13 protein-coding genes and 1 tRNA gene are annotated in these 12,826 nt (G+C 69.3%); 6 read left to right on the top strand and 8 right to left on the bottom strand.

Going from position 1 to position 12,826, the window contains the following annotated elements:
* Positions 1-226 precede the first annotated feature (226 nt).
* Entirely contained in the window at positions 227-535 is a 309-nt protein-coding gene (locus tag ACX80K_RS14660) for a hypothetical protein (RefSeq protein ID WP_459272629.1), read from the bottom strand.
* A gap of 59 nt (positions 536-594) precedes the next feature.
* Positions 595-864 (bottom strand): hypothetical protein, encoded by a 270-nt coding sequence (locus tag ACX80K_RS14655; RefSeq protein ID WP_459272628.1) that lies wholly within the window; start codon positions 862-864, stop codon positions 595-597.
* A gap of 201 nt (positions 865-1,065) precedes the next feature.
* On the opposite strand from ACX80K_RS14655, the gene ACX80K_RS14650 reads away from it, so the two are divergent.
* Positions 1,066-1,854 (top strand): glycoside hydrolase family 16 protein, encoded by a 789-nt coding sequence (locus ACX80K_RS14650; protein ID WP_459272627.1) that lies wholly within the window; start codon positions 1,066-1,068, stop codon positions 1,852-1,854.
* A gap of 12 nt (positions 1,855-1,866) precedes the next feature.
* On the opposite strand, the gene ACX80K_RS14645 is transcribed toward ACX80K_RS14650, so the two are convergent.
* Entirely contained in the window at positions 1,867-3,042 is a 1,176-nt protein-coding gene (locus ACX80K_RS14645; protein WP_459272626.1) for a glutathionylspermidine synthase family protein, read from the bottom strand.
* 1 nt (position 3,043) lies between these two features.
* Positions 3,044-3,478, bottom strand: coding sequence for a tRNA-dihydrouridine synthase (locus tag ACX80K_RS14640; protein WP_459272625.1), 435 nt, complete (start codon positions 3,476-3,478; stop codon positions 3,044-3,046).
* A 217-nt stretch (positions 3,479-3,695) separates the two neighbouring features.
* Here ACX80K_RS14640 and rsgA point away from each other — a divergent pair, with 217 nt between their 5' ends.
* On the top strand, positions 3,696-4,745 hold the full coding sequence (gene rsgA / locus ACX80K_RS14635) for a ribosome small subunit-dependent GTPase A (RefSeq protein WP_459272624.1): 1,050 nt from the start codon (positions 3,696-3,698) through the stop codon (positions 4,743-4,745).
* A gap of 88 nt (positions 4,746-4,833) precedes the next feature.
* Here rsgA and ACX80K_RS14630 read toward each other — a convergent pair.
* Positions 4,834-4,907: transfer RNA gene (locus tag ACX80K_RS14630), tRNA-Thr, on the bottom strand.
* A gap of 219 nt (positions 4,908-5,126) precedes the next feature.
* Between ACX80K_RS14630 and ACX80K_RS14625 the strand changes: the two genes are divergently transcribed.
* The 4 genes from ACX80K_RS14625 to ACX80K_RS14610 all read left to right on the top strand — a co-directional run bounded on the left by ACX80K_RS14625 (position 5,127) and on the right by ACX80K_RS14610 (position 10,119).
* Entirely contained in the window at positions 5,127-6,623 is a 1,497-nt protein-coding gene (locus tag ACX80K_RS14625) for an alpha,alpha-trehalose-phosphate synthase (UDP-forming) (protein ID WP_459272623.1), read from the top strand.
* Positions 6,610-7,392, top strand: coding sequence for a trehalose-phosphatase (otsB, locus tag ACX80K_RS14620; RefSeq protein WP_459272622.1), 783 nt, complete (start codon positions 6,610-6,612; stop codon positions 7,390-7,392). Before ACX80K_RS14625 ends, otsB begins: the two co-directional genes overlap by 14 nt.
* 131 nt (positions 7,393-7,523) lie before the next feature.
* The gene (locus ACX80K_RS14615; protein ID WP_104181040.1) at positions 7,524-8,612 is read left to right on the top strand and encodes an ABC transporter ATP-binding protein; all 1,089 of its coding nucleotides are present in this window, start codon (positions 7,524-7,526) and stop codon (positions 8,610-8,612) included.
* A 142-nt stretch (positions 8,613-8,754) separates the two neighbouring features.
* Entirely contained in the window at positions 8,755-10,119 is a 1,365-nt protein-coding gene (locus ACX80K_RS14610; RefSeq protein ID WP_459272621.1) for a DUF4032 domain-containing protein, read from the top strand.
* Between the two features lie 56 nt (positions 10,120-10,175).
* On the opposite strand, the gene ACX80K_RS14605 is transcribed toward ACX80K_RS14610, so the two are convergent.
* The 3 genes from ACX80K_RS14605 to ACX80K_RS14595 form a co-directional block, all read right to left on the bottom strand.
* A complete protein-coding gene (locus ACX80K_RS14605) occupies positions 10,176-10,712 on the bottom strand; it encodes a DUF4190 domain-containing protein (RefSeq protein WP_459272620.1) in 537 nt (178 codons plus the stop codon).
* Between the two features lie 103 nt (positions 10,713-10,815).
* Positions 10,816-12,186 (bottom strand): FAD-binding oxidoreductase, encoded by a 1,371-nt coding sequence (locus ACX80K_RS14600; protein WP_459272619.1) that lies wholly within the window; start codon positions 12,184-12,186, stop codon positions 10,816-10,818.
* Complete coding sequence (locus ACX80K_RS14595) at positions 12,183-12,701, bottom strand: SRPBCC family protein (RefSeq protein ID WP_459272618.1); 519 nt, start codon at positions 12,699-12,701, stop codon at positions 12,183-12,185. The genes ACX80K_RS14600 and ACX80K_RS14595 overlap by 4 nt, the downstream gene beginning before the upstream one ends.
* Positions 12,702-12,826: the final 125 nt, after the last annotated feature.

Raw genomic sequence — 12,826 nt, 5'->3', positions numbered from 1 at the left:
ATTCCGTCCTGTCGCCCGGGGCGCGCCCCGACTGATAGGGGTCCGGCCATCCGTGGCCGCTAGGACCGGTCATCCTGATCGCTGCAGCGGGGCCCGTGGACCTCCTGCAGGAACGCAGCGCTTCGTCGTCCCGCGCTGTGGAAGCCGAGACTACACCCACGGGTATGCTCCCGGCCCCCTGCGGGCCGGGAGTTCGGTGCGACGCCGACGCAGCGTCCGGATCGGCTCAGTCGCCGGGCGGGATCACCTGCAGCCTGATGCCGGTCCCTGCCGGCATCGCCGCGGCCAGTCGCGTGGTGAAGGAGGCGGCCTCGAGATCACCGTTCACCGAGTCCCATGCCTGGGCGTGGCCGAGATCGAGGGTGACATCCGTCCTGGGTGCCAGGCTCGCAGCCCGCCGGACGACCAGGTCGAGGCCGTGGATGTTGACCGGTGACACGCATCCGTGGACGATGATCCGCACGCTGTCGAGGTCGGGGTCGGCGGTGACGAGGACCTTGAGCTTCTGGCGTCCGGCCGACGGGTGCGCATCCATCGCCCGCTCCCTCGGCGAGCCCGCCCGCCGCACCAGCCGGGACGTCCTGAAGCCCTGTCTCATCGGTCGAGGGCGTCGGCATGCTCGTCCCTGCGGACGCCGGCCGGCGTGAAGGTGTGGTCCGTGGCGGCGCGTCGCCGATCCTTCAGGAACCGGAGATCCTCCTCGGTCAGGAGGTATTCCCCATGGCGGTCGGCCGTCATGGACGTACCGGTCGCGGCTTCCACCCGGTTGACGAGCGTCCGGGGCAGGACGACGCAGCCGGGGTTGTCCAGGAGCCACTGCTGCACGGTGGGGTCGATACTGGTCCAGAGTGTGCTCATGGTCATGATGGGGATCCTCCTCGAACCTCAGGGACGCCGCCGGTTGGTCCCGCTCTCCGCGCGCTACGTGCGGTGCGACGTCGTTGCCCCCCATCCCACGTCAGGGAGTGCGGGGCGGCTAGGGCCGAAAGTCCCGTCCCGACGGACCGCCCTGCCGGGGACGGGCCCGGATCAGTAGGATGCCGCAGAGCGCACCAGGAGGGGTGGATGGCACACCGGGACAGCGACTTCCGCGAACGTTTCGACGGTGGGACCCTGGACGAGGACGTCTGGCTGCCGGCCTACCTGCCTGCCTGGAGCTCCCGGGCGGAGTCGGCGGCGACCTTCGAGCTCGACGAGGGACTGGTCCTGTCGATCCCTCCGCACCAGGCCCTGTGGTGCCCCGACCTGCATCGGGAGCCGTTGCGCGTCTCGGCCGTGCAGAGCGCCAACTGGTCCGGCCCCGTCGGCAGCGCGTACGGTCAGCAGGCCTTCCGGAGCGGCCTCGTGGTCCGCGAGGAACAGGAGCCCCTCTGGGGGTACCTCCCCCGTTACGGGCGCATCGAGGTCACGTGCCGCGCGGACCTGACCCGGCGGGCGATGTTCTCGGCGTGGCTGGTGGGGCTCGAGGGCGAGCCGGAGGACTGCGGTGAGATCTGCATCGTGGAGGTCTTCGGGGACACTGTCGAGACCCTGCCGGACGGCTCCCGGTCGGCGGCCGTGGGGCAGGGGGTGAAGGCCCTCGACGACCCGCGGCTCAGGCAGGACTTCTCGGCCCCACCGACCCCGATCGACGTGGCGCGGAAGCACACCTACGCCGTCGACTGGCACCAGGACACGATCCGCTTCTCGGTGGACGGGACTCCGACCCGGACGGTACGGCAGAGCATCGCCTACCCGATGCAGCTCATCCTCGGGGTCTTCGACTTCCCCGGCAAGCCTGCTCCGGCCCATGCCTCCGCGGCTACCCCGAGGCTGCAGGTGCGCGAGGTCGTCGGCTCCGACGTCGTCCCCTGAGTACGGGGTCCGCTATCCGCCGGCGGGCGCGGGGGCGTTGATGATGTTGGGGACGAAGCGGCAGAAGTAGTCGGTGATGTAGCCGTCGGACTCCCGGATGCCCACGCCCACACTCTCGCCGTCGACCACCCAGCACCCGAGGACGGGCCGGTTGCCGTCGAAGTCGGGCAGCGGGCTCCACGCCTGGTAGCACCAGCCCTCGGCGCCGTAGTCACCGGGCTGCTCGATCTCGACGCCCTTGGCGTGGATGCGGATGTTGTCACCTTCGCGGCCATGCAGCGGCTTCGCGACCCACTCCTCCATGCCGTTCGGCCCGTGGAGATAGGCGGGCAGCAGGTTCGGGTGGTCCGGGTAGAGGTGCCAGAGGGCGGCCAGGAGCGCCTTGTTCGACAGGAACATCTTCCAGGCGGGCTCGAACCACCGGGTCATCACGGGCCAGTCGAGGATCTTCTGCCCGAACTCCTCCTTCATCATCAGCTCCCACGGGTACAGCTTGAAGATGGTGCTGACAGCCTTGTCGTCGAGGTCCACGAAGCGGTGCTGACGGGCATCCCAGCCGATGTCGCCCATGTTGATGCCGACGGTCTCCCAGCCGGCCTGCGAGGCGACGTCGCGCATGTAGGCGGCTGTCATCCAGTCCTCGCCGGACGTCTCGACCTCGGTGTGGGCGACATGCAGCCGGGGACCGTCGATCCCGCCGCGCTGCTTGTCCCATGCCGCGACCAGGGCCTCATGGATGCCGTTCCACTGGTCGTTCTCGGGCTTGACGTCCTGCAGCCAGTACCACTGGGCGATGGACGCTTCGACGAGGCCGGTCGGGGTGTCGGCGTTGTACTCGAGCATCTTCGGCGGGTTGACGCCGTCGTAGGCGAAGTCGAAGCGGCCGTAGACGGCGGGCTCGCTGCGGGCCAGGGACCCGGCGGCGAGCTTGATGGCCGCGGCGCCGATGCCGAGGGTGCCCATCGCTCCTGTGGCCAGATAGCGGGCGGCCTCGATGGACATCCGGTGCAGTTCCTCGGTGACCGCCTCGAGGGCCTCCACCTCGTCCATCTCGAGCTCGTAGTAGGCGTCCTCGTTCCAGTACTCGATGGCGTCGCCGTCGGGCTTGATGGTCGTGGAGTAGATGAGGCCCACGCTCTCGATCTTCTCCCTCCAGTCCGGCCGGCGGGGAGATGGTCGTCGCTTCATGTCAGCCGCCCGTGGTGCCGTTGCTGCTGCCGAAGCCGCCCCGCGACACCGACGACGCCCCGTCGGGGCGCACCCCCGACCGCGAGGTGGCACCGGACGGGACGGACGTCGTACCGCCCGAGAGGCCCGCACCGACGGCCGGGATGCTCCTCCTGCCCGATCCCATCGCGAGGAAGTACCAGCCGTACAGTCCGGAGGACACCCCCTTCTCGCTGCACCGGTCGTCCTCGGCCCGCTCCTCGGTGCTCCGGTCCTGGCATACCTTGGCGTAGTCGGCGTCGATCACCTCGCCGTCGGGCGAGCATCCGGTGAGCAGGGCGCTCGCCAGCAGCGCGGTGACGCCGAGGGCGACGCCGGAGCTGCGGCGGGCGCGGCGGGTGTGCTCCGCCCTGGGCGCGGGCGTCCCGGGGCCGGCTGCGGTGGGGTTCGGATCCATGTCCCGATTTTCGCATGCTGCCGGCGTTCCGGGTCTAGTCGCGCCGTCCCGCACGCGACTAGTATGTGTGTCCTCCGGCTGCCCGAACCGGGGTGATGCCTAAGGAGGTGGAGTCATGAAGGTCAGTGTCGTTGTGCTGTGCGCCGCCCCCATGAACCCCGCCTCCCCTGCTTCCGCGCCCTAGCGCGCCGCGGGAGGCCTCCCCGGAGGACCCACGTTGAACACTCTCGAGCAGTACGGCTTCACCGATCGCATCGGCGGTCTCTTCTCCTTCCACTTCCCCGACCCGCCACCCGCGGAACCGGCCCGCGTCATCCGTGCGGATCGTGGCCGCGTGCTCGTCGCGTCGCGGCACGGCATCGTCCACCTCGACGACGGGATACCGCTCGTCACCGGTGACTGGGCAGCGCTCGGGCCCGGTGGCAGCGTGCTCGGCTGCCTGCCCCGGTCATCCCTGCTCCAGCGCAAGCGCGCGTACGATCCGCTGTCCGAGGCGCAGGCCCTCGGCGCGAACATCGATTTGCTGGGCGTCGTCGTCCCCCTCGACCGGCCGCTGTCGGCCAACCGGCTCGAACGGACCCTCGTCGCGGCCTGGGATTCGGGATCCATGCCTCTCGTCATCCTGACGAAGGCCGATCTCAGTACCCGGTTTGACGACGTCGTCGCCGAGACCGTCGAGCGTGCCCGCGGCGTGGAGGTGCTCACGACGTCGGCCGAGGACCTGGACGGCCTCGAGGACCTCCGGGCACGGATCGGCATCGGGCAGACCCTCGCCCTGCTCGGCCCCTCCGGCGCGGGCAAATCGAGCCTGATCAACGCCCTGGTGGGCGATCACCGGCAGGACACCGGCGAGGTGCGGGCCGGGGACGGCAGGGGCCGGCACACGACGACGGCGCGCGAACTGGTGCCGCTCGGTGACGGTTCCGTGGTGATGGACACCCCGGGGCTGCGCGGCTTCGCCCTGTGGGACGCCGAGACCGGCCTGTCCGAGGTCTTCGGCGACATCGAGGAGCTGTTCGACGACTGCCGGTTCCGCGACTGCGCCCACGACCGCGAGCCGGGCTGCGCCGTACAGGCGGCTCTCGCGGCCGGCACGCTGGAGGAGCGGCGCTGGCTGAGCTACCGGAAGATGGAGCGCGAGCTCGCGAGCCTGCACCGGAGGCAGGACGCCGCCGAGCAGCGGCGCCACGCACGATCGTTCCAGCGCCTGGCGCGGGAGGCGGTCCTGGCGAAGGACCACAGGAACCGCTTCAGGGCAGGATCGTGAGGGCGGCGCCACGTCGTCGGGGTCACCGTGGCGACCGCCGGCGTCGGGGCGACCCCGGGGAGGGTGGCGGAGTGCGCCGACTTCTCGGAGCCTCCTGTCGGATTCGAACCGACGACCCCCGCTTTACAAGAGCGGTGCTCTGGCCAACTGAGCTAAGGAGGCGAGCCGGCCGGAGCCGACAGGCGCCGTCGTTCCCCCGACCGGTGGTGGGTGGGGACGCCGAGCGCTCGTTAAGGGTAGCCCAGCACCAGCACCGCGGGAAATCAGCCGCGGACCGCCCTGCAACAGCGGGAGGGGCAGTCCGGGATCTCCGCCGGCACAAGACGCCGGACCGTGGGCGGTGCGAACCGATAGAGTCGATGACGAGACCAAACTACTGCGATGGAGCCAGTTTTGAGCGCACCACAACCTTCGACCACACCCGGCGTCACACCGCCCACCGCAGCCGAGGGGCTGTTCGGCGACTACGACTTCATCGTGGTGTCCAACCGGCTCGCCGTCGACCGCGTCGTCGACGAGCACGGCGAGAGTTCGTGGCGGCGCTCCCCGGGGGGCCTCGTGACCGCGCTGGCGCCCGTGATGGCGAAGGCCGACGGCGCCTGGGTCGGTTGGCCCGGCGCTCCTGACGAGACCCTCGAGCCCTTCGACGAAGCGACCATGCGCCTCGTGCCCGTGCCGCTCAGCGCGGAGGAGGTGGAGCTCTACTACGAGGGCTTCTCGAACGCCACCCTCTGGCCCCTCTACCACGACGTCATCGCGTCCCCGGAGTTCCACCGCACCTGGTGGGATTCCTACCGGAAGGTCAACGAGCGGTTCGCGGCGGCCACGGCGACCGTCGCGGCCGAGGGCGCGACGGTCTGGGTGCAGGACTACCAGCTGCAGCTCGTCCCCAAGATGCTGCGGCAGGCCCGCCCCGACCTGAAGATCGGCTTCTTCAACCACATCCCCTTCCCGCCGCTCGAGATCTACGCGCAGCTCCCCTGGCGCCGCCAGGTCATCGAAGGACTCCTCGGCGCCGACCTCATCGGCTTCCAGCGCCCGAGCGACGCCAGCAACTTCCTCCGCTGCGTGCGCCGGTTCAAGGGCTACACCATCAAGTCGCAGCAGGTGCACGTACCGGCCGGCGACGACGGGATCCCCGCCTACGTCTCGCGGGCCGAGGCGTTCCCGATCTCGATCGACACCGCGTCCATCACGGAGCTGGCGCACCGCCCGGACGTCATCGAACGCTCGAAGGAGATCCGCCGGGAACTGGGCGATCCGCAGCACATCCTGCTCGGCGTCGACCGCCTCGACTACACCAAGGGCATCGGTCACCGCCTGAAGGCCTACGGCGAACTGCTCGAGGACGGTGCCATCACGGTCGAGGACGCCGCCCTCATCCAGGTGGCCAGCCCGAGCCGCGAGCGCGTGGAGCAGTACCGCCTCCTCCGCGAGGACATCGAGGGAGCCGTGGGCCGCATCAACGGCACCCACGACACCATGAAGAACACCGCCATCCGCTACCTCCACCACAGCTACCCGGTCGAGGAGATGGTGGCGCTCTACCTTGCTGCCGACGTGATGCTCGTGACGGCGCTGCGTGACGGCATGAACCTCGTGGCCAAGGAATACGTCGCGGCCCGCACCGGCAACACGGGCATGCTCGTCCTGAGCGAGTTCGCAGGCGCCGCCGACACGCTCCGGCAGGCCATCCTCGTGAACCCGCACGACATCGACGGCCTCAAGGCCGCCATCGTGTCGGCCATCACCATGCCGAAGGCGGAGGCCATGCGCCGCATGCGGCTCATGCGGCGGCAGGTGGTCCAGAACGACGTCGAACGCTGGTCGCAGGCCTTCCTCAGCGCCCTTCAGTCGGGGAGCCATGACAGTGAGTGACGCGGAGCTCGACGCCGCCCTCCGCCGCCTGGCGTCGACGCCGCATCTGCTCGTGGCGGTGGACTTCGACGGAACGCTCGCCCCGCTCGTCGAGCGGGCGGAGGACGCCAGGGCGCTGCCCGCGGCGGCATCGGCCCTCCGCGCACTGGCCGGCCTCCCCGGGACGACGACGGCGCTGATCTCCGGGCGCGCCCTCGACAGCCTGCGGGCCGTCGCCGACCCTCCCGCACGGACCATGCTGATCGGCAGCCACGGGGCCGAGACCTGGACGGGGCCGGACCGCGCCCCCCTCGCCCTGACGGCCGACCAGGAGGAGCTGCTTGCACGCGCCGTCGACGTCGTGGAACGGACCGTCGCCGCCCACGAGGGGACACGCATCGAGTTCAAGCCGGCCGGCGTCGTCCTCCACACCAGGACCGCCGCTGACGACGTCGCCACGGCGGCCGTCACCGCGGCACGGACGGAACTGCAGCGGCTGGGGGACCTCAGCATCACCGACGGCAAGCGCGTGCTGGAGATCGCGGTCGTCAAGGCGGACAAGGGTCAGGGGCTGGCCCTGCTCCGGGAGACGACGAGCGCGACGGGAGTCCTCTTCGCGGGCGACGACGTCACCGATGAGCACGCGCAGCGCACGCTGGGACCGGACGACGTCGGTATCAGGATCGGCCCCGGCGAGACCGCCGCGCGGTTCACCGTCGCGACGCCCGAGGACTTCGCGGACGTGCTGCAGGCGCTGGTCGCCCTGCGGGAACCGGGTGCACGCGGCTAGGGAACGTGTCATACTACGAAAACGTGGGCTCGAGCCACCGGTACTGCTGGCCGACCACGCACCACAACTGAATATTTCCATTCACTACGGATCGTCGGGCACGTACCTGCCCGTGAAAAGGAATCAGAACCATGGCAACGGTAACGTTTGACCAGGCCACGCGCCTGTACCCGGGCACCGAGAAGCCCGCTGTCGACAAGCTCAACATCGACATCGCCGACGGCGAATTCCTCGTCCTCGTCGGACCCTCCGGTTGCGGAAAGTCCACCTCCCTGCGCATGCTCGCCGGCCTCGAGGACGTCAACTCCGGACGCATCCTCATCGGCGACCGCGACGTCACGGACGTCCCCCCGAAGGATCGCGACATCGCGATGGTCTTCCAGAACTATGCTCTTTACCCGCACATGTCGGTCGCCGACAACATGGGCTTCGCGCTCAAGATCGCCGGCGTCTCCAAGGAGGAGCGTGCCGAGCGCGTCCGTGAGGCCGCGAAGCTCCTCGACCTCGAGGACTACCTGGACCGCAAGCCGAAGGCCCTCTCCGGCGGCCAGCGTCAGCGTGTCGCCATGGGCCGCGCGATCGTGCGGAACCCGCAGGTGTTCCTGATGGATGAGCCGCTCTCCAACCTGGATGCGAAGCTGCGCGTGCAGACCCGCACCCAGATCGCCTCGCTCACGCGCCGCCTCGGCGTCACCACGGTCTACGTCACGCACGACCAGGTCGAGGCCATGACGATGGGCGATCGTGTCGCAGTGCTCAAGGACGGCATCCTCCAGCAGGTCGACACGCCGCGCAACCTCTACGAGCGCCCGAAGAACGTCTTCGTGGCGGGCTTCATCGGCTCCCCCGCGATGAACCTCCTGGAACTGCCCGTGACCGACGGGGGCGTCGTCTTCGGCGGCATCACCTACCCCGTCCGCAGCGACATCCTGAACGCCGCGGCCGGCAACACCGTCACGCTCGGCGTCCGCCCCGAGGACCTCGTCCTCAGCAATCCCGGTGAAGGCCTGCAGGTCGAGGTCGACGTCGTCGAGGAACTGGGTGCCGACGCCTACATCTACGGCCACACCACGCTGGACGGCAAGGACCACGACATGGTCGTCCGCGTCGACGGGCGCCGCCCGCCGATGAAGGGCGACAGCGTCTACGTGCGCCCCGAGCAGGGCCACGTGCACCTGTTCGACACCACGAACGGACTCCGCCTGGCCGAGACGGTCTAGCTTCTGCGCGTACTGCGCACCACGTACGACGGCGGTGGCTCCGCCGGGCTCCCTCGGGAGCCCGGGGGACGCCACCGCTTCGTTTAACGGCAACTACGCTTGATCCGGATCCCCTTTCCCGCCCGACCGCGAAGGCAGCACCATGACAGAGACTTCGAACGCCCAGTGGCATGACGAGCCGACGGACTACGCCCAGACCGGCAAGCTGCCGCGGCTGAAGCCCGCATCGTCCGCCGGTCCGGACTCGCTGGGGTCGCTGAACATCACCGCAGCGGCCACGGACCCTGAACTCCTCGACCTCCCCTGGCACATCGCCCTGGAGCAGTGGCCGGCCAGCGCCCTCGCGGCCCTCCCCCGCGGTATCTCCCGGCACATCGTGCGCTTCGCCCACCTCGGCGGCTCCGTGATCGCCGTGAAGGAGACCAGCGAGCACATCGCCCGCCACGAGTACCACATGCTGCGGAAGCTGCAGCGCCTCGACGTGCCCTGCGTCGAACCCGTCGCCGTCATCTCCGGCCGCACCACCCCGGAGGGCGAGGCCCTCGATCCCGTCCTCGTGACGCGTCACCTCAAGTTCTCGCTGCCCTATCGCGCCCTGTTCTCGCAGACCCTTCGGCGGGACACGCTGACACGGCTCATCGACGCCCAGGCGCTGCTCCTCGTCCGCCTGCACCTCATCGGGTTCTACTGGGGCGACGTCTCGCTCTCGAACACGCTGTTCCGGCGCGACGCCGGGTCGTTCGCCGCCTACCTGGTCGACGCCGAGACGGGGGAACTGTACCCGGAGCTCTCCACCGGCCAGCGGGAGTACGACCTCGAGATCGCCCGGGTCAACATCGCGGGCGAACTGATGGACCTCGCCGAGGGCGGACTCATCGAGGAGAAGGTGGATCCCCTCGCCACGAGCGAGCTGATCATGGACAGCTACCGCCGCCTCTGGACGGAACTGACGGAACAGGAGTCCTTCGAGCTCGGCGAGCGGTGGCGGGTGGGTGCGCGTATCCGGCGCCTGAACGAGCTCGGGTTCGACGTGGAGGAGTACGCGATCAGGTCGGCTGCGAACGGCACCCAGATCCAGTTGCAGCCCAAGGTCGTCGACGCCGGACACCACAGCCGCCGCCTCCTTCGGCTGACCGGGCTCGACGCCCAGGAGAACCAGGCCCGGCGTCTCCTGAACGACATGGACGCCTACAGGGCCGACAGCGATCCGGAGCTCGACGAGGAATTCAGCGCCCATCTCTGGGTCAACGAGGTGTTCGAGCCGATAGTACGGGCCGTCCCCCGCGAGTTGGGCGGGAAGCTGGAGCCGGCCCAGGTGGTCCACGAGGTGCTGGAGCACCGGTGGTACATGTCGGAGCGCGAGGACAGGAACGTCCCGCTGGCGGAGGCCGTGCAATCCTACCTCGACGACGAGCTGCGGCACCGACGCGACGAGGCCGCGATCATGCTGACGGCCGATGCCCGGACGATCGGCATCGACGAGGACTCGGAGTACGACGACAACTAGGGGTCAAGCAGAAAGGACCGGCAGCCACGGGCTGCCGGTCCTCTCCGTCGGTGAGGTTACGGGCACTCGATCGTGTTGCCCTGCACGGTGACGGGCGTCCCCGTCGGGAGTCCTTCGCACGCCTGGATGACCTGCTGGGTCAGATCCGCCGCGAAACTGCCGATCACGGCGATCAGGATCGCACCGAGGATCGTGAACAGTGCACCGATGATGATGCCGGCGAGGGCGAGACCGTTGCCCATCTTCGCCTTCCGGGACTGCACGAAGGCGATGATGCTGATGACCAGGCCGACCGGGGCGATCAGGATGGCGAGGATGAAACCGACGATTCCGAGCGTCCTGCCGGGGTTATCCGCGGGCTGGCCCTGGTAGCCCTGCTGCCCAGGATAGCCGGGTCCGGAGCCGTACTGTGCCTGCTGGCCGTAGGGCGATTGTCCCTGGCCGTAGGGGGTGCCCTGCTCGCCGGACTGCGGCTGGTTCTGGCCGTACTGCGGCTGGTTCTGGCCGTACTGCGGCTGGTTCTGGCCGTACTGCGGCTGGTTCTGTTGGCCGTAGGGCGTCCTGCCCTGCGATTCCGGCTCGTTGTCGGTCATGGTGCCCCCAAAGGAAGTCGTGGAAGTGTCGGAGAGATTTTCCGACAATTTCCTGAACAGTATCACTGGGCGACAGCGCGTATCGGGAGGGGCAGCGCAACGATCAGGAGACGATCGCCTTCCCCGGATTGAGGATGTTCAACGGGTCGAAGACCTCCCTGATCCGGGCCTGCAACCCGAGGACCTCCGGCGACTGCTCCCAGGCGAGCCACCGGCGCTTGTACTGGCCCACACCGTGCTCACCGGTGATGGTCCCACCGAGATCGAGGGCGCACCGCACCGATTCGTCCAGCGCCTTCTCCAGCCGTTCCTGCGCTTGCTCCCCCTCGCTCCGCTCGACCCAGAAGGTCGGGTGGAGATTGCCGTCCCCCGCATGGGCCACGACCTTCAGCCTGACGTCGTGGCGGTGCGCCATGTCCTCCAGGGCAGCCACGTAGGACACGAGCCGGGATCTCGGGACCGCGACGTCCTCCCCCACCCTGTACAGGTCGTCGACCTCGTCACCCCTGCTGTGACGCCTCAGGTCGACGAGCCGTTCCGCTTCGTCCGACCCCTCCTCGTCGACGGTCGCGCCGACCCCGACGAGCACCCTCCGGATCGCCTCCGCCTCCGCCCCGGCCCCGTACCCGTCGGTCTGTACGAGGAGCAGCGAGCCCCCGCGACGCCGCAGGTCGGAACCGTGGGCGCCATCGAGGGCTTCGAGCGTCCGTCCGTCGAGCAGCTCGAGGATGGCCGGCTGCACCCGTGCCCTTCCGATGGCGAGGACCCCCGCGGCCGCCCGTGGGAAATCGTCGAAGAAGGCGGCCAGTGTATGGACGGATCGGGGGAGGTAGCGAAGGCGCACCGTGATGCCGACGATCACGCCGAGTGTGCCCTCGGAGCCGGTCATCAGCGCGGTGAGGTCGTAGCCGGCGACCCCCTTGAACGTCCTGTGGCCGGTCGAGATGAGGGTGCCGTCCGCGAGCACGACGTCCAGGGCGAGCACGGAGTCGCGCGTCACCCCGTACTTCGCACAGCGGAGCCCGCCCGCGTTGGTGGCGACGTTGCCGCCGAGCGTGGACCACCGGTAGCTCGCGGGATCCGGGGCATACATGAGCCCGTGCGGCGCGACGGCGGTGTTGAGGTCGGCGTTGATCACCCCGGGCTCGACGACGGCTGTCTCGTCATCGGCGTTGATCTCGAGAATGCGGTCCATCAGTTCGAGGGACAGGATGACACTGCCCGTCGTCGCGTGCGCACCACCGGAGACGCCGGATCCCGCACCCCGACTCACGATCGGCACCACGTGACGTGTCGCCCATCGCAGGAGCGTCTGTACGTCCTCGACGGAGCGTGCACGGACGACGGCGACAGGCAGGACTGCCTGCAGCACCGGCCCCTGGTCGCGCGAGTATCGTGTCAGGTCCTCACGTGTCGTCGAGACGCGCCCTGGAAGTGCTGCGACCAGCTCTTCCAGCGCTGCGCCGTCGATCACGACCCGCCCATGAAGCGTCGGTAACAGGCCAGCGCGTCGGGCCAGAAGTCCCTGTAGAACTCGTAGAGGTCCTGCGGATCGACGGTCGACCACCCATGATGGACGAGCGCGAGCGTCGTGCCGGTCCGACCGGAGTCGGTCTCCTGATCGTCCCCGCCCGATCCCGGGGATGCCACACCGCCTCTGGTCATCGTCAGTCGCACCACCGTCGTGGAGGCGGACCCGAGGTGTGTCCATCGCAGCTCGAGCCACTGTCCGGGCCGGCTGTCCATCACCTCGCCCCAGACGTTCTCGTCCTCGTCGGCCGATGTCTCCACCAGTGCGTTGTCCTCGAGATCGAAGAAACTGTCAGCACCCCAGCGGCTCAGTTCATCGGCGGGCCACCAGAGGTGCAGGTGCTCGGTCAGCCCGGCCCAGGCATGGTCGACGGGTGCGGGCACCGTCACGACGGCGGTCAGCTCCGGCCGCACCTCCGGGACGTCGGCGGCGGAAGGATGGGAGAACAGGCTACTCATGCATCGACCCTACCGGGTGGTGGTGGGTGGTTAATGGGGAAGAGGCCCCACCGGTGGTGGGGCCTCTTGCCTGTAGTGGTTGTCCGGCGGTGTCCTACTCTCCCACACTCTCTCGGGTGCAGTAC

This window comes from Arthrobacter sorbitolis (assembly GCF_054510995.1).
This window is presented reverse-complemented; position numbering and strand designations above follow the sequence as displayed.